Genomic DNA, 15,772 nt, shown 5'->3' with positions numbered 1-15,772 from the left:
CAAGCAAGCTTAGCCATAGACCTAAAGTCATTCAGAACATCCCACAACCAAGCATAAAAATGCAAAAAGCTCTCAAACTCTCATTCTTCCCCGTACTCTGCGTCCTCTAGGGTTTGTTTTTTCGTCAGTTGTGCGTAAGTCCTGATTCACTAGGTATCATGCTGAGACTTGATTTGAGATGTAATTAAAGGAACTTTAGGAGCAAAAAAGAAACCGAGTAAACTCGCAAACAGAATTGGTGTTAAGGGAGCGAAATTGGTGAGTTTTGATAGCAGTAAGGTTGTGCTGATCGGGGTACGCGTAACTGCGGCGTTAATAGCTGCCATTACACAAATCATGGATAGAGAAGGATTAATTGCAGGAAAAAAAACTGCTATGGCTTTGCCAAGACAAGCACCAATAAAAAACAAGGGGATAATAAACCCACCAGGCCAGCCACCTGTTACGGTCACGCCAATGGCTGCCATTTTACCCAAGGCTAAACCCAATAACAAAACACCAGAAAAGCTAGTAGTAACAATGAGTGCTAACTGATCATGACCAAAATAACGAGTTAGCGGTAATGAAAATGCTAAGATTCCTAGCCCCAATCCTGCTAAGGTTGTGCGAAGATAAATCGGACCGGGAATACGGGCAAATAAGCGATCGCATCCGTGAAAAATCCCTATAAATATCCATCCTGCCAATGCCCCAATCATCCCCAAGAGGATGGCAGAGAAGATATCATTTATACCTTCTAAACTATATTGAGGGAAATACCAAGTCGGTGCAATCCCTAAGTCCGTAATTAGCGCAAACACTAAGTAGCTAGCACAACTAGAAACTATGGCTGGCATCAGGGCTTGATAGTACTCCACCACATACTGATGGTGCAATATCTCTAAAGCGAACACCGCACCGCCAAGAGGTGCGCCAAATAAAGCAGTAAAACCTGCTGCCATCCCCGCTAGACTCATGTTGCGAACATCTTCACCTTGGAGTTTGAGGCGATCGCTAGCCCAAGTGCTAAAGGAACCTGTTACCTGTACTAATGGTGCTTCAGGACCAGCACTACCACCAGCTGATATCCCAACTAAAGAAGCAAGAATCATCGCAGGATTTTTATTAATATCCAAACGTCCGCTGCGAAAATGAATGTTATCGATAATAACGCCTATTTCTCCGGGATTACCAAGGAAGTGAATCACTAAACCGACAATCAAACCGGCTAGTGGCATGAGCAACAACACACCCCAATCGGGAACTTTTTGTAGTACGTGAGTTAGTAGCTCTAGAATATTCCAATACAACGCAGCAAATAAACCTCCTAAAATCCCTACTGATACCCAACGCAAAACCCAACGGGAAATCATGAAAGGATTACGCCTTGTGAGTCCGAAGAGTTGCGAAAATGTCCAACGTTGAGTTTGATCTAATCTTTGACGCTGCTTTGGTTGCACTGTACTAGTTACCGTAGTAAAAGATGAGATAGGAAATTTTGTCGCTTTTTGCGGCAATTGTCATCTACTTTGTGAAGAAAATTTAATTTATCTTTGTCACTCTTGAGGACACTTCCCGACATAAATATACAAGGAAGGGAGGATACAATTTCAATCAGTACCCCGTTGCCAATCTTGCTTGGGCTATGTTTACAGTAATCTACTCTGATGAATTTCTGGATCACAAAACAGGGTATCTCCATCCTGAGAAACCTGAACGTTTGAGTGCTATTACTAAAGCTTTGAAAGCTGCACCGTTTGCTTCACAAATTGAATGGCGATCGCCTACACCAGTGACAAAGCGTCCTTTAATGTCGCTAATGGAGAAAATACACAGCCCAAGTTATATTAAAACAGTCCAAGAATTAGCCTCTGGTGGCGGTGGCTATTTGGATACAGACACAGCTGTTTCTCCCCGCAGTTACGATGTAGCATTACTAGCAGTGAGCGCTTGGTTGGATGGCGTAGATATTGTCATAAAAAATGCCGAACCTGCTTTTGTTTTAGCACGCCCACCAGGACACCATGCTGAAAGAGATTATGGAATGGGATTTTGCCTATTTGCAAATGCGGCGATCGCTGCTTTCTATGCCCTGGAACAACCAGATATTAACCGCGTCGCTATCTTAGATTGGGATGTGCATCATGGAAATGGAACCCAAGCAATTGTGGAGATGAATCCCCAAATTGCCTATTGTTCGCTCCATCAATACCCCTGCTATCCAGGTACTGGTAAAGCCACAGAAAGAGGTTTTCATAAAAATGTTCTCAATATACCAATACCACCAGGTAATGATATTGGATTATATGAACCTATTTTTACCAAAAAGGTTGTACCCTTTCTGTCAGACTTTCAACCAGATTTATTGATAGTTAGTGCTGGTTATGATGCCAATGCTGCTGATCCATTGGCGATGATTAATCTCCAACCTCAAGATTACGGTATTTTTACCAACTATTGTTTGGGTATAACTCGTCGAATTCTATTTGGGTTAGAAGGTGGTTACGATTTGCCAGCACTTTCTCAATCTGTGGTAGCAACTATCAATCAATGTCTGGCTGGAAAATAAGGCAGAAGGCAGGTGGCAGAAGGGGTAAGAATTTTCATGGTAAGTTTTGTGGGATTTTCTTGTGATTAGCTGGCTTGAAAATGGGTGTGGAATTCTAGGAGAAGGGAAATTTAGTTTTTGATTGTGAACTTTGTCCTTAAATTTGGGAGAGGAGATTCTTGGTTCAACAAAAATTACAAAAATAGCTTACGTAAATCTAGTTAGTGCATTTTTGACAACTACTTACTGTTGATTCTATAGCTTAATAAAAGATTGACAAACTTTATTCAAATCTTTCAAAAGAAAAATAGTTAGACATCTCGCTAAATACCTAAAGTTTTGTTAAGATGCATATGCTGGTACCTTAAAGACCGAAAATCAGCTGTCAAGGTGTGAAAGAACAAATAGTACTAGCACAACAGAGTTAAAGAGAGCAAAGCCATGACCACCTACGTTTTCTTCGACGAGGCCCTCCACATACTTGTAAATGCCTTTTTGATATCAGTAGCTCTGCTAATTACAGCTTCTGGTATTGGTTTGGCAGTAATTGAAACAATAGAAAAAACAAGCGATCGCCAAATATCCCCCAGGCAGTTTCGCTAACTACAAGCTAAAAATTTAACCAATTGTCGGAAACCATTGAGTATTGTGTTCACTAGACAAAAATCCTGGGAACACTAAGGTCAAGAGTCTCAACAAGTGTTATTAGCTACCAAAAGAGTGAAAAAAGTAGCAGTGAATATACTGAGCTTGAGACCAGAGCAAAGGAGCAAACTACAATGGGTTTATTCGACAAAATGTTCGGCACACAAAGCCAAGTTGAAGACGCATTCAGTCCAGCAGAAGCATTTGCCGCGATTACTCTGGCTGCAACAGCCTCAGACGGTTATCTTTCTGAAGAGGAGGCGCGCGCTATCTCATCCACCCTGTCTCGAATGAGACTTTTCAGAAGTTATTCCAATGATGTCATGATCAGAATGTTTGACAAACTTTTGGCGATTCTGAGGCGTGAGGGTATTGATGTTTTATTTAATGCTGCTAAGGAGTCTTTACCAGGTGATTTGCGGGAAGCGGCTTTTGCAGCAGCAACGGATTTAGTATTAGCCGATGGAGTTGTTTCCCAGGAAGAACGAGACTTTTTGAATGATTTATATCAAGCTTTGGGCATCTCCAGTGATATCGCCACACAAATAGTACAAGTGATGTTGATTAAAAATAGGGGATAATTTCGCTATCCAACATCAATTGTCTCAATTACAAAACAGGGGACGCGCAAAAAGAATAAACTGCTTGCAGAATTGAGAAAAGGTGAAGGATAAAGAAGTCAAGAAATTGAAAGACTTTCTTTTCTTTCTTCTTTATCTTTTCCTGTAAAATAGAAGATCTACTTTTGCAAGCGATGTAGTGATTATCTCAGTTTAGAGTGTTTCTGAGCGATCGCTCGCCATCACTCTCTCAAGAAACACGGGGGTGTAAGGGCGTATTATAAACTTTAAACCCCTGTAAAGCAAGCGTTGACAGGAGTTTACGGGGATTATGCCAGGAACCGGACTTGAACCGGTGACACGAGGATTTGACGTTTGACCGATGGTTGAAGGGGGATTGCACTGGCAAGAAATCAGGGAAGCCAAGATTCAAGGGATTAGGGCGATATCGCTCGTTCACATTCCCTCAAATGCAGCCTTGTTGCATTCAAGGCAAGTTCATCAATCTGCCCAAAATCGGCATGGTGAAACTGATTCTGCACCGTCCGTTACCGGATGGCTTCAAGATCAAGACTGCCACCGTCACCCGTAAAGTTGACGGCTGGTATGTGACATTCAGTCTTGAAGATGTTTCTGTCCCCGTCCTCACTCCTGACTTGCCAAGGACTGGAAAACACCATCGGGATTGATATGGGTCTGAAGGCGTTTCTGGTAGATGATTCGGGTGAAGAGATTGCAATTCCTCAGCACTACCGGAAAGCAGAAAAGCATCTAAAGCGGTTACAGCGGTTACTTTCTCGCAAGAAGAAAGGGTCAAATCGTCGCAAGGAGGCAATTAAGCGAATCGCTAAAGCACATCTGAAAGTCGCCAATCAGCGTAAAGACTTTCATTACAAAACAGCCAAAAAGCTTTTATCTCAAGGGAAGCACGTTGCTCATGAAAAGCTGAATATCAAAGGGATTGCTTGCGATCGCGGTGAATCCAAACGGTACTTCTCAAGACTGCTCAAATTGCGGTCACCAGCGTCCGTTTCAGATTTTGGGCAAGTTTTCGATAATAGTCTTCGGATTTGCGTTCGCGCCGCGTCTTTGCAAGAGAATCGACTCCGCCTAAATATGGGGCAAACCAAGCTTTTTGTTCCTCTACAGTACCAGGAAGCCTTTCGCTACTTCATCGATCGAACCCAGCAAGGCAGTAAAAACCGGGGCATAATTCATGCCCTCTTTGTTTTCAAAGAAGCGGTAGAGCATCACGGCTTGATCGGCGGCGCGGCGATAGCGGGAAGGCAAGGCGTTGAGGATGGCGGGATCAATCAGGCTCTCAACCGATTGACAAACAGGGGTAAATCTTGGAATTCCTCGGATTGGAGCAAGTTTTGCAGGGCTGGGGCACAGGCACGGGCGAGTTCGGCAATGGTATCACCGGCCATGCGCTCAAACACGCCTTGGGGAATGTAGAGATAGTGCCATTGAATGCCCTCACCCCCAGCCCCTCTCCCAAGTGGGGAGAGGGGAGCCGAACTGCTTTCTGAGCCATAGTCTGCTCCCGCTTCTCCCGATTGAGAGAGAACCTTTAAGCTGCCCTAGTTGGACTCTCTCCTTGTGCGACGGGCGAGGCCTAACATTTGCACGCCGGTCCACAGCATGATAAGGAGTCCAGCGCCTACCAAGAGGACATAGAACGGTCTCAAGGTAGAGCCAAGGTAGGAACCCTGATGCAGGGTCATCAAAAACTCGACCTGCTCCTCAGAAACGCCGAGCCAATTGATGCTCAGGCGATAGGCAATGCCGGTACCGGCGCTCACCATCAAAGGCAGGAGGGCGATCGGTGCTAGGAAGCGATGGATGTTCCGCTCTGGTGCCAGCTTGGCGGGCGATCGCCGCCGGAAACGAGACCAAAGCACTGCCCCGCTCCCAATCAGGGCCAACAAGCCTAAACCCACCAGCGCAACATAAAAAGGAACCAAAGGCTCACCGAGAAAACGACCTTCATGGATGGTCATCATGGCCTGACCAAACGACTTGGGCAAACCCAACCAACTGCGACCGAGCCGATAGGCAATGCCACTGATGCCGGTTAACAACAGTGGCACAAATAAGGGTAGGGCTAATTGGCGATGCAGCTTGACAAACTTAATGCTTTTGATGTTCATAGGCTACCTGAAAGTCAGCAATGGTTGTACCCGTTTATCTACTCCTCAAAACTCAACCCACTTGCGCAATAAATTGCCATGCAGTTTGCACAGCAGGTCGAACTCAACGGTCTTGCCGTATTTCTCAAATAAAGCTTGGCGAACGGTATCCAACTCAAACAACATTTCCCGCTCGCTCGGGTTCCGAATCAGGCTCTGAACCCAGGTGACTGCTGCTAGGCGCACTCCCTCCGTGACCGGCGTGACGTGATGGAGAAATGTAGACGGATACATCACCATTGAACCAGCGGCTAGCTTGAAAGTTTGTTCCCCCAAGCTAGTATCGATCGCCAGTTCGCCGCCGGTATAGGTGGCGGGGTCGCTCAAAAAGAGCGTCAGTGAAATATCTGTCCGCATGAGGGTGGCTCCCTCTCCCATGAGGGCATTGTCCATATGTACCCCGTAACTCATACCCGACTGATAGCGACTAAACAGGATCGGGCAAATAGAGCGGGGCTGCGCGACGGACTGAAACAGAGGGTGGCGCTGGAGTGCCGTGAGAACGAGGGTTTGGGCTTGTTGCTTAGCTGCTGCCTCGCTCTGCCACTGCTCGTTCTCTTTGACGACCTTGGCATAGGTACCCGCAGTGAGCTTGCCGTCTAAAAACTGACCTTGCTGCAAGAGTTGGTGCAGTTCGGTCAGCTCAGCTGAATCGAGAACACCGTCAATGCAAAGGATCATGGTACTCCTAAGCGACTTCTGTTTACACTATTTGACTTGAGGGCAGGGCACTCCGCTCACCGCCTTCACCGCGTTCACCGCGTTCACCCCGTTCACCGCGTTCACCGCGTTCACCCCGTCCACCGCGTTCACCGCGTTCACCCCGTCCACTGCGTTCACCGCGTTCACCCCGACCAGCGAGATAGAGGGTTGCATCAAGGGACTGACCAGGGGCTGGCTGATGCCAATTTGCGGCGGATGGTGAGGTCGGGGCTAAACTAGCCCCTTCTTCACCACCACCGGTTTTTTTGGGTTGGGGTGAGGTAGGGGCTGAATTGCCTCCTTCTTCACCACCTGTTTTTTGGGGTTGGTTGGTGCAGGCCGTCACACCTGTTGCCAAACTTAAACTCAGAAATAAAGCAACTGCTTGGGATTTTTTCATGGCTAACCTCTGTAATTCGGAGATGGACTCAAACTCTCTGACTGTCAAGTTAGTCTGTAAAAGTGAAGAACTCGGTAATTGACGGCCATTAGGTTGCCTACGAGAAAGGCCTATCTAGAAAAGCCATCAGCAAAGGCCCTCACCCCCAGCCTCTCTCCCAAAAAGGGAGAGGGGGGCTAAGAGCTATCTTGCAAGTCCCTCTCCCACAGGGGGAAAGGGATTTAGGGTGAGGGGGAGTACGGCGGCGTGGAAGCCGAAGGTAGTCAGGGGCGAACGGTGTTAGCCCGCTTTGACATCTTCCAGGTCATAAACTGTGATGGGTTGTGCCTTTCCTTTGACCCGAATCTTTGTTTTTGCGCCAAGCTTAACGGTTGCTACTTGCTCGCAAACACGTTCAGAGATAAGCACTTGACCTGCTTGGGCAGCGTTTTCAATACGTTTAGCAGTATTAACGGTGTCACCGATAGCATCATAGAACCTTATGTTTGTACTACCCAGCAATCCTTCCACAACTGACCCACTCTCCAAGCCAATGCCTGCTCCAAGTTGATTTTCGGCAAGTAGAGGGTGTATCTGACGACGTAATTCCACCGCTGCATGGACCGCAGCTTGGGCAGTGGGAAAAACTGCCATCACTTCGTCGGCTGAGAACTTTAACTTAATAGGACAATAAAATGTAATAATCGCCTCAGACTGATGATAGTACTCATCGAGAAGCGCCACGACTTCTTCGGGTTGATGCGACTCGCTCCATGCGGTAAAGCCCCGAATGTCCATAAACAAAATCGTACGCTCACGGCGAGTAATGTGCAGAGAATTGGGACTAAGAATAATTTGAGAGAGTAAATTTCGCCCGAGCAGCCACTCTGAATAAGTACGAAGTTGCGCCGACATTTGGCGTAAATTTTGCAGATAGCGTTCGGCAGTCAGATTTGCCAGACCGTTGCTGAAACCAATCAGTAAAATTGCCCAGCCAATAAACACGTGGCTTGTGTCGCTAAAAAACGCATTCCAAGAAAGGGTTTGTTCAGGATTGGCATATCTCTCAAAAATAGCGTACATGAAAAGGAGAATAGAGGCGCGGATGACGCTTTCGATAACGACAAGGAATGCATAGAGTGGTGGCAGGTGAAAGCGCAACTCTTGCAAGAGACCAATGGTCAGAGCAAAACCCCAATAAGCCACATGGTGCGGAACAGAGAAAAAACGAATGCCTTCTAGTAAGATTTCTGTAAGATTGTAGAGTGCAGGTGCGATTAGATTGCCGATAAATCGATGGGGGCGAGTCGCCGCTTGGCGCGTCAGCCAGTATGCCTGTATTATGGCAGCGAATACAATGACGTAGGGATCAGGTGTGCGAATATACTCGGCAGGCTCTTTGATGAGTAATTCGAGTAGGATATTGGCGATTGCAAAGTGAGCTGAGTTGCCGAACAATTCCATCCAAAAACGGGTTGAGAACGACCCCTCGATCTTTTCTTCGACAATTCTGCAAGATATGTTCTTCAATGACTTAATCACATCAGTTAATGAAACCTTTGCACAGACTTTCTCACTGTTAAGTTAGCCTGTAAAAGTAAAGAACTCGGTAATTGACGGCCATAGGTTACCTGCTAAAAGATTGACCTAGAAAAGCCTACCGGCAGGGGAGCTTGACCTCAAAGCAGGTACCTTGGTGGGGTTGGCTTTGGACGCTGATGTGGCCATGATGGCGCTCAACAATGGTTTTGGCGATCGCCAGCCCCAGCCCAGACCCATCCCGATAATAGTGACGCGCTTCTTCAGTCCGCCAGAACCGCTCAAAAACGTGGGGCAGGTCTGCGGGCGCAATGCCGATGCCGGTATCTTGCACCCTGACAACAGCCGTTTTCCCGGTTTGCTGCAAGGTGACGGTAACGATGCCACCCGCTGGGGTGTACTGTAGGGCGTTGCTCAACAAGTTGGCAAATAAGCGCTGGAGTTGCTCGGCATCGCCATAAACCTTGACTGTGGCTTGGGGTTGGTAGGTCAGCGCGAGCTGGGCGGCTTGGGCGCGATCGCGGTGCAGTTCCACTAAGTCTTCCAGCAGTTCATCCAAGTCGATGACGTGCCATCCCCGCTGATCAGGGGCTTGGGCATCCAGGCGAGCTATGAGCAGTAAGTCTTTGACCAGATGGCCCATGCGGGTGGCCGCAGTGGCGATCGCACTTACTTTCTCGATGTCGCTAGGGTGAATGCGTTCGGGATGACTCTGCAAAACCTCCGCCGACGCCTGAATTGCTGTGAGGGGGGTGCGCAATTCGTGGGAGGCATCGGCAGTGAATTGCTTGAGTTGAGCTAAGCTGGCGGCCACCGGGGCGATCGACTGGCGCGTGAGCCACCATCCTGCTACCACCACAAAACCCGCTACCAGCACAACGCCCAAGAATAAGTTTGTGCGCAAATGGTCTAGCTCTGTCTCCAACTCTGCTAGCGTCCCTGTGACCGCAACATACCCTAGCAACTCCTGCCCCGACTGCGGTGAGGCTTTGTAAATTGGCTGCAAGAAACTGCGGGTTTTATCTCTGGATACGAACAAGCCTTCAACCGGAATCTGGTCTGGCAGGGGCAAGTTAAACAATATTCCCTCGTAGATCAACAGCTCTCGCGTGGGCGTATACCAAGCAATTCCGTAGGTTGGGTCGAGGAGTGTTCCCGGAACCAGCGGCGGTGCAGTGTCCGTTTGGTATTTACCCATCAGTTGCACAAGGGCGATCGGTAAAAGCTGTCCCTGGCGATCGCGGGGCAAGGTGCGTTGGTAAGCGGCGTACTCAGGTTGAGTCGTCAGTTCTTCATATTCGTGGTGCACCACCTCCCAGATTCCCGCCGCGGAAGTACCGATCTGCTGCAATTGTTGGTCAAATTGCTGTTGGCGATCGCGCGATACAAGGACGTAAATCGTCGTTGCGAAAAAAACTAAAATTGCTGTAATGGCCAAAAAGTAAAACAGCAGCAAGCGGTTACGCAGGCGGTTAAACCGCAGATTGGAGATTCGGGTTAAGTCGGTAGCCCAAGCCATACACTGTTTCAATTAAGTTGGGGGGTGCTCCTGCTAACTTCAGCTTCTGACGCAGACTGCGCAAGTGCGCTTTGACCGTGTCTTCCCCAGGCAGGTCATCAAACGTCCAGACTCGTTCTAGAATGTATTGGCGCGTCAAGATGCGGCTGCCATTCTTCAAAAAAAGCTCAAGTAAAGCATATTCTTTAGGGGTTAAGCGCAGAATAATACCATCATAAAAGGTTTCGCAGGAGTCTACCCTGAGCAGGAGCTTTTCCCAAGTCAGTGTCTCTGCAAAGGGGAGTGAACGCCGACGCAACAAGGCGCGAACCCTGGCTAGTAACTCAGATATCTCGAAGGGCTTGATGATATAGTCATCGGCACCTGCATCCAGACCAACGATCTTATCTGCGGTGGTGTCTCGTGCGGTCAGCATCAACACAGGCACAGACAAGTTTTGTTGCCGCAGTTTTTGGCAAAGGGCGATGCCATTGAGTTTGGGTAAGGTCAGATCCAAGACAATCAAGTCAAATAAACCAGTCTCCGCAAAGGCCAGACCAGTCTGACCGTCGTAAGCCATTTCAACAGTATAGCCTTTGTCACCCAGGGCCTCGGCAACGGCCTTGGCAATGGCCACATCATCCTCGATGAGTAAAATCCTCATACCAAATGCTGATAAATCAAGTTCTCTGTAGGGTGCTAGGGATCGTCCTAGCGGACACACCAAGGGGCGATCGTAGGGATTCTTGGCTTTGGATGAGGTACTCAAGGTGCAGCTCCAACCCAAGACTAAAGCCCAATCAATCAGCTTGTCTGTTAGATGCTTTTTCTCTCTCATCGTGTCTCTACTCTTTGTGCTAATCCCGGTGCGATTTAAAATCTGGTGCAAACTTAGTTGATAGCAATTACACGCCAACCAATTTTGTTCATGGGGTAATACTCGCATAACTCCATAACTTATGCAATTTCCGTCAAAAACTACAATCAATGATTTATGAGATCGACCATAGAGCCGCCCAACGGTCGTGCTCACCGGACACAGATAACCTTTGCATCTCACCAATAGCTTGACTTCGTTCCGGTACAGCGGGATTGTTGGACTGCTATTTGTGGAGGAGTCATACACGGACTAACCTATGTTTGCTACACCTGTATCCCACCCCTTGTAAAAATCTTGCATTAAACCTCCTTGACTCTCTCCCTACAACAGACTTTAGGCTTGCAATGAACGCTTTTACTGAGTCTATCTGTACAGAAACACTATGCTACGGATCGGATACTTCTCACGGATCAGCCAAGTAGCAGTCCAAACGTTACGATACTACGACAAGCTGGGTTTGCTGCGCCCTGTCCATGTTGACCACTTTACCAGCTATCGCTATTACTCGATTGAGCAATTGCCACGCCTCAATCGCATTTTGGCGCTTAAGGATTTAGGCTTGTCCCTTAATCAAATCGCACGAATATTAGAGGAAGATGTGAGTGCCAACGAAATTCGTGGCATGTTGAGATTTCGGCACGCGCAACTTGCCGATCAGATGCAGGAAATGCAAGCGCAGTTAGCACGAGTAGAAGAGCGACTCAGATCAATTGAGCAGGAGGGAAAAATGCCAAAGTATGATGTTGTGCTTAAGACAGTCGAACCTGTGCTCGTCGCCGGACGACGCATAATTATCAGCGAAAACTTAAATTATCCGATTGGATTACCAGAAGCATTTCAAGAAGTGTATGCCTACACCAAAGAGCATCGCACTGACCCGACAGGCTGCGGAATAGCGATCTGGTACACCCCAGTTGATACAACTACAAATGAAGATGTGGAAGCAGCAGTGCTACTCAAAGAGCCAATGCTGGAAAGTGAGCGGATCAAAGTACACCAACTGCCTCAAGTTGAAGTTGCCTCAGTTGTCCATCAAGGTCGCATGAAGGATTTTATGCAAGGTTATCAAGCTGTACTCAGTTGGATTGAAGGGAATGGTTACGAGATAACGGGTCCCTTTCGGGAGGTCTACCACAAGTTCGTTGGAGATCGAATGGACGATGTAGTGATTGAGATTCAGTTTCCGGTGGCTAAGGTAGATTTGTAAGACAGGCTAGTTCAACAGATAAAGCTACTGAAGCCTTGCTTTGCTTTGAGGGAATTTGAGCGCCGTAGCAGTACAACGGTGAAGTTGTGCGGCGGCAGATAACCTCGAACTCTCACCGACAGCCTTTATACGGTCCGCACCAACGCAGTGTTGGTGGGTGTTACTCCTACAAACTGCATAGCCAGCGAGAAATAGATGCAACTTGGTTCTCCTCATTTAGGTTCGCAGCATTACTGAGCATCCTGCTTTCTAGTTCCAAATTTCGCCAGCCATCCTTCTCTCGATCGCCGCCCCTACAAAAAATGTAAGTGGTGAATGACCAGCATCCGCAAAGGCTTGTCGTATTGGCAAAAGCTGATTGAATTGATGCAGGCTAGACAAGCCTTCGTAACTGGCTAGTTGATGTGTAATTAGAAAGGCAAGTGGGTAAAACTTGATCAGATTAAAAAAATTGTCCAATAAAAATCCAGAGCAAGCTTTGGTAAAGAATGAAACTTGCCCTGATTAACGACGAATGCCAGTATAGATCGACCATTGATTTTTACGCAAGCAAATCACGGTTGTGTTAAAATGCAAAGGAATTTCGGTTCTAGTGGGGGTCAGCCACTAGAGGTAAGGGGGAAAGTCCGGTGCAAATCCGGCGCTGTCCCGCAGCTGTAATCAAGGCTTGCCTTGTGAGTCAGAATGCCCGCCGAAGTTGACTTGTAAATTTTGTACATCTGCGAGGCACGGATGGTTTATTACATGGCGATCGCTAGGTCTAATATTTTGAAAGTACCGCACATAAAAACGCTACAGATGGCGGCTTTCCATGAAATAAGTAATTAATATTAAATTTCGATTAGTAATTATTTGAACTTAGAAATCTAAGCAATTTTCGACAAGATATTGCAGTAACTTGAGAGTGCTATATATCGCGTGCATAACTTCTGTGTATTTTCGTTAAATTCTGACTCGGTTAATCATCATGCCGAAATATTATCTTCACCAAACCGGGAAGATTCCTACTGCTGTTCATCCTTTTGTCAAACAAACAAGTATCAGAGAAGATAAGCAGCAACCCTTTCTAAATCTCAGGAAAATGATTCGAGGTTGGCAAAATATTGCAAGCTCAACCTATAGGAAGATTTCTCTTGCGATCGCTCGTTTAATTCGGAATGAACCATAAACACACCAACATCTATCAAAGGTTAGCTAAATAAAAAGCTGTCACAACAATGTCAACTTCATTAGTTTATTTTGTAATTGGTTCTCTTATCGTTTTACTAATTGGAATTGCCGCTTATTTCCTAACGGCTCGTAAGTATCAATCCTCAGCCACAGTTGCCAATTCCTACGACCTATGGACGCTTGACGGCATCCTAGAGTTTTACTGGGGAGAACACATTCACCTCGGTCACTACGGTTCGCCACCAAGACGCAAGGATTTTTTGGCTGCTAAATCTGACTTTGTACACGAAATGGTTAAGTGGGGTGGTTTAGATAAATTACCTCCTGGTACTACCGTCTTAGATGTTGGCTGTGGAATTGGGGGCAGCAGTCGGATTTTAGCGCGAGATTATGGATTTGCTGTCACAGGAATTACCATCAGCCCACAACAAGTAAAACGCGCCCAGGAGTTAACACCCGACGGGCTAAACGTCCAGTTTGCGGTCGATGATGCGATGGCACTGTCGTTTCCAGATGCCAGTTTTGATGTAGTTTGGTCAATCGAAGCAGGCCCTCATATGCCTGATAAAGCCGTTTTTGCCAGAGAATTAATGCGGGTGCTAAAGCCTGGTGGAATTTTGGTCGTCGCTGACTGGAATCAAAGGGATGACCGCCAAAAGCCACTAAATTTTTGGGAGAAACCAGTAATGCGACAATTGCTAGATCAGTGGTCTCATCCAGCTTTTTCTAGCATTGAGGGATTTTCTGAACTGTTGACAGCTACAGGATTAGTCGAAGGTGAGGTAATTACGGCTGATTGGACGCAAGAAACCCTTCCTTCTTGGTTAGATTCGATTTGGCAAGGGATAGCCAGACCTGAGGGATTGGTGCGTTTTGGACTGTCTGGTTTTGTCAAGTCTGTGCGGGAAGTACCGACACTTTTACTGATGCGTTTGGCGTTTGGTACAGGGCTGTGTCGGTTTGGAATGTTCCGGGCTGTGCGGACAAATTCACGTACAGAATTGATGGATAGAAACTTTGCTAAGGAAACTCCCTCAAGCTCGGTTAGGTAGCAAGCATTATGACCGGTGCGTGAGTTTCGAGCTATGACCTTATCACTGCATCTATCTAAAATACTGTATGATATCTGCGGTGAAAACTTCTTTCTTGCGATCGCTCCTTTAATCAACAAACAACTTATTTTATATGCACAAAATTCCCGTCACGGTAATCACAGGATTTCTCGGTGCAGGTAAAACGACTTTAACCTTCCTTGCGGGAAGTCCCCAGGTGGAGTCTTCCAAGGGGATGAAACTTGGGCAGGATCTAGTTATCCAGACGGAGAATCTTGCTGCTTGATGTATTTTTTCAGCAGCGATCGGAGACAGCAATCGCGCTTCCTAAATTAGTGAAACAGTGACAGACTTTAACTTACCTTCAGGTAATCGAGATACTTTACAATACACTTTACCTATAAAATATTTTCAATTTCTGCTGGATAGACATTTTCGCCACCATAAAGAATTATGTCTTTAAAGCGATCGCAAATATAAATGTAACCTTCTTCATCAAAGTAACCAGCATCACCAGTCTGGTAATTTCCAATAACCAATCATATTTGCAGGAGATTTGATACAAACTTCACCCACTTCAAAGCAAGATAGTTCTGGAAGGCGATCGCGGCAGCTAGCTACTCCTGCGGAGTATCACACTCTTCTCGAAACCCAAAAGAAAAGCGCGATCACTTTCCTTATGAATGGGCAAGGACGCAAAATAACCTGGGTATAACTTACAGTAACCGCATTCATGGAGAATGAGGCGATGAGCCAATAATTTAGAAGCCGCCATTGATTGTTTTCAGGAAGCATTAAAAGAAAGCAGAATTCGCTAAAAATCGGAACCTTCAATTACATAAGGTGGTTCCCAATCTGGGTCATCCAAATAAGCCGTTGCTTCAGTTGCTTTACGTCTGCGTTCTTGGATTTCTTCATCGCGAATGGCTTGCGCGGACAAATCATCAATATCAATTGCACCCTCTGCAAATAAATCTCCCAAATTCCAGAAGCAAAACCGGGTGGTCGTAAGCGTGAAGTCGATATGTGGCAGGTCCTAAACGCGATTTTCTACATTTTGCTAGAAGCAGTCAGATGGCGATCGCTACCAGGGGATTTTCCAGCTTGGCAAACGCTCTATACGTACTTTCGCAATTGGCGTAAAGACGGGACTTGGCTAAAAATCCACGACAGTCGTAAGAGTTTGGGTTCGCATAGAACATCAACACCATCCAAGTCCATCCGAGGCAGTAAAACCTGTCGAAAGATAATGACACTTGCCGCCATAGCGAAAAACAAGTTGCAAGCGTTTGTAGTACCTTTAGAGGATTTACCTCCACAGGGTTGAGAGTTCATAGGCAACTCCTGAAATTAGGTAAATCAGCGCGCCCTGATTTACCCCCAATTTACCCCCAAAATTTGACTAACCCCGTCCAAAAATG

17 protein-coding genes, 2 pseudogenes and 1 riboswitch are annotated in these 15,772 nt (G+C 46.7%); of the genes and pseudogenes, 9 read left to right on the top strand and 10 right to left on the bottom strand.

The genetic code is table 11. The annotated features are described in order from the left end of the window. Positions 1 to 149: 149 nt before the first annotated feature. Positions 150 to 1,439, bottom strand: coding sequence for a chloride channel protein (locus tag UYK_RS0101545; protein ID WP_009455333.1), 1,290 nt, complete (start codon positions 1,437 to 1,439; stop codon positions 150 to 152). Between the two features lie 185 nt (positions 1,440 to 1,624). Here UYK_RS0101545 and UYK_RS0101540 point away from each other — a divergent pair, with 185 nt between their 5' ends. From UYK_RS0101540 to UYK_RS27080, 4 genes are all read left to right on the top strand, one after another. Beyond that, a complete protein-coding gene (locus tag UYK_RS0101540) occupies positions 1,625 to 2,548 on the top strand; it encodes a histone deacetylase family protein (RefSeq protein WP_009455332.1) in 924 nt (307 codons plus the stop codon). A 420-nt stretch (positions 2,549 to 2,968) separates the two neighbouring features. Beyond that, a complete protein-coding gene (locus UYK_RS26635) occupies positions 2,969 to 3,130 on the top strand; it encodes a hypothetical protein (RefSeq protein WP_009455331.1) in 162 nt (53 codons plus the stop codon). Positions 3,131 to 3,306: 176 nt separating this feature from the next. Continuing rightward, complete coding sequence (locus UYK_RS0101530; RefSeq protein WP_016870785.1) at positions 3,307 to 3,753, top strand: tellurite resistance TerB family protein; 447 nt, start codon at positions 3,307 to 3,309, stop codon at positions 3,751 to 3,753. Positions 3,754 to 4,422: 669 nt separating this feature from the next. Continuing rightward, entirely contained in the window at positions 4,423 to 5,190 is a 768-nt protein-coding gene (locus UYK_RS27080; protein ID WP_009455329.1) for an RNA-guided endonuclease InsQ/TnpB family protein, read from the top strand. A 125-nt stretch (positions 5,191 to 5,315) separates the two neighbouring features. On the opposite strand, the gene UYK_RS0101520 is transcribed toward UYK_RS27080, so the two are convergent. The 6 genes from UYK_RS0101520 to UYK_RS0101495 form a co-directional block, all read right to left on the bottom strand. Continuing rightward, a complete protein-coding gene (locus tag UYK_RS0101520) occupies positions 5,316 to 5,885 on the bottom strand; it encodes a PepSY domain-containing protein (protein ID WP_009455328.1) in 570 nt (189 codons plus the stop codon). A gap of 45 nt (positions 5,886 to 5,930) precedes the next feature. Next, a complete protein-coding gene (locus UYK_RS0101515) occupies positions 5,931 to 6,605 on the bottom strand; it encodes a Fe2+-dependent dioxygenase (protein WP_009455327.1) in 675 nt (224 codons plus the stop codon). A gap of 22 nt (positions 6,606 to 6,627) precedes the next feature. Beyond that, complete coding sequence (locus UYK_RS0101510; protein ID WP_016870784.1) at positions 6,628 to 7,026, bottom strand: hypothetical protein; 399 nt, start codon at positions 7,024 to 7,026, stop codon at positions 6,628 to 6,630. 279 nt (positions 7,027 to 7,305) lie between these two features. Beyond that, positions 7,306 to 8,547 (bottom strand): adenylate/guanylate cyclase domain-containing protein, encoded by a 1,242-nt coding sequence (locus UYK_RS0101505; RefSeq protein WP_200860991.1) that lies wholly within the window; start codon positions 8,545 to 8,547, stop codon positions 7,306 to 7,308. A 115-nt stretch (positions 8,548 to 8,662) separates the two neighbouring features. Further along, the gene (locus UYK_RS0101500) at positions 8,663 to 10,063 is read right to left on the bottom strand and encodes a sensor histidine kinase (RefSeq protein ID WP_016870782.1); all 1,401 of its coding nucleotides are present in this window, start codon (positions 10,061 to 10,063) and stop codon (positions 8,663 to 8,665) included. After that, a complete protein-coding gene (locus tag UYK_RS0101495; protein WP_016870781.1) occupies positions 10,017 to 10,988 on the bottom strand; it encodes a response regulator transcription factor in 972 nt (323 codons plus the stop codon). The genes UYK_RS0101500 and UYK_RS0101495 overlap by 47 nt, the downstream gene beginning before the upstream one ends. 316 nt (positions 10,989 to 11,304) lie before the next feature. Between UYK_RS0101495 and UYK_RS0101490 the strand changes: the two genes are divergently transcribed. Further along, positions 11,305 to 12,129, top strand: a complete 825-nt coding sequence (locus UYK_RS0101490; RefSeq protein ID WP_009455320.1) for a MerR family transcriptional regulator — start codon at positions 11,305 to 11,307, stop codon at positions 12,127 to 12,129. Between the two features lie 166 nt (positions 12,130 to 12,295). Here the strand turns inward: UYK_RS0101490 and UYK_RS24740 are convergent. Further along, positions 12,296 to 12,480: pseudogene (locus UYK_RS24740) on the bottom strand (AvaI/BsoBI family type II restriction endonuclease). Positions 12,481 to 12,696: 216 nt separating this feature from the next. Next, a riboswitch (cobalamin riboswitch) is annotated at positions 12,697 to 12,839 on the top strand. Positions 12,840 to 13,096: 257 nt separating this feature from the next. Here UYK_RS24740 and UYK_RS24735 point away from each other — a divergent pair. The 3 genes from UYK_RS24735 (at position 13,097) to UYK_RS27740 (ending at position 14,637) form a co-directional block, all read left to right on the top strand. Continuing rightward, entirely contained in the window at positions 13,097 to 13,297 is a 201-nt protein-coding gene (locus UYK_RS24735) for a hypothetical protein (protein ID WP_009455319.1), read from the top strand. A gap of 49 nt (positions 13,298 to 13,346) precedes the next feature. After that, a complete protein-coding gene (locus UYK_RS0101480) occupies positions 13,347 to 14,351 on the top strand; it encodes a methyltransferase domain-containing protein (protein ID WP_009455318.1) in 1,005 nt (334 codons plus the stop codon). Between the two features lie 133 nt (positions 14,352 to 14,484). Continuing rightward, positions 14,485 to 14,637, top strand: a complete 153-nt coding sequence (locus tag UYK_RS27740; protein ID WP_016870779.1) for a GTP-binding protein — start codon at positions 14,485 to 14,487, stop codon at positions 14,635 to 14,637. 112 nt (positions 14,638 to 14,749) lie between these two features. Here UYK_RS27740 and UYK_RS25520 read toward each other — a convergent pair whose 3' ends face one another. Further along, entirely contained in the window at positions 14,750 to 14,890 is a 141-nt protein-coding gene (locus UYK_RS25520; RefSeq protein ID WP_016870778.1) for an AMP-binding protein, read from the bottom strand. A gap of 275 nt (positions 14,891 to 15,165) precedes the next feature. Beyond that, a complete protein-coding gene (locus UYK_RS26630; RefSeq protein WP_009455299.1) occupies positions 15,166 to 15,333 on the bottom strand; it encodes a hypothetical protein in 168 nt (55 codons plus the stop codon). Here UYK_RS26630 and UYK_RS0101460 point away from each other — a divergent pair. Then, a pseudogene (locus tag UYK_RS0101460) lies at positions 15,325 to 15,583 on the top strand (transposase); the annotation flags it as partial. The gene UYK_RS26630 and the pseudogene UYK_RS0101460 overlap by 9 nt on opposite strands. Between the last annotated feature and the right edge of the window lie 189 nt (positions 15,584 to 15,772).

The organism is Fischerella thermalis PCC 7521 (assembly GCF_000317225.1).
Classification (GTDB): domain Bacteria; phylum Cyanobacteriota; class Cyanobacteriia; order Cyanobacteriales; family Nostocaceae; genus Fischerella; species Fischerella thermalis.
The sequence above is the reverse complement of the archived record's forward strand: the minus strand, read 5'-3'. Positions and strand labels throughout refer to the sequence as shown.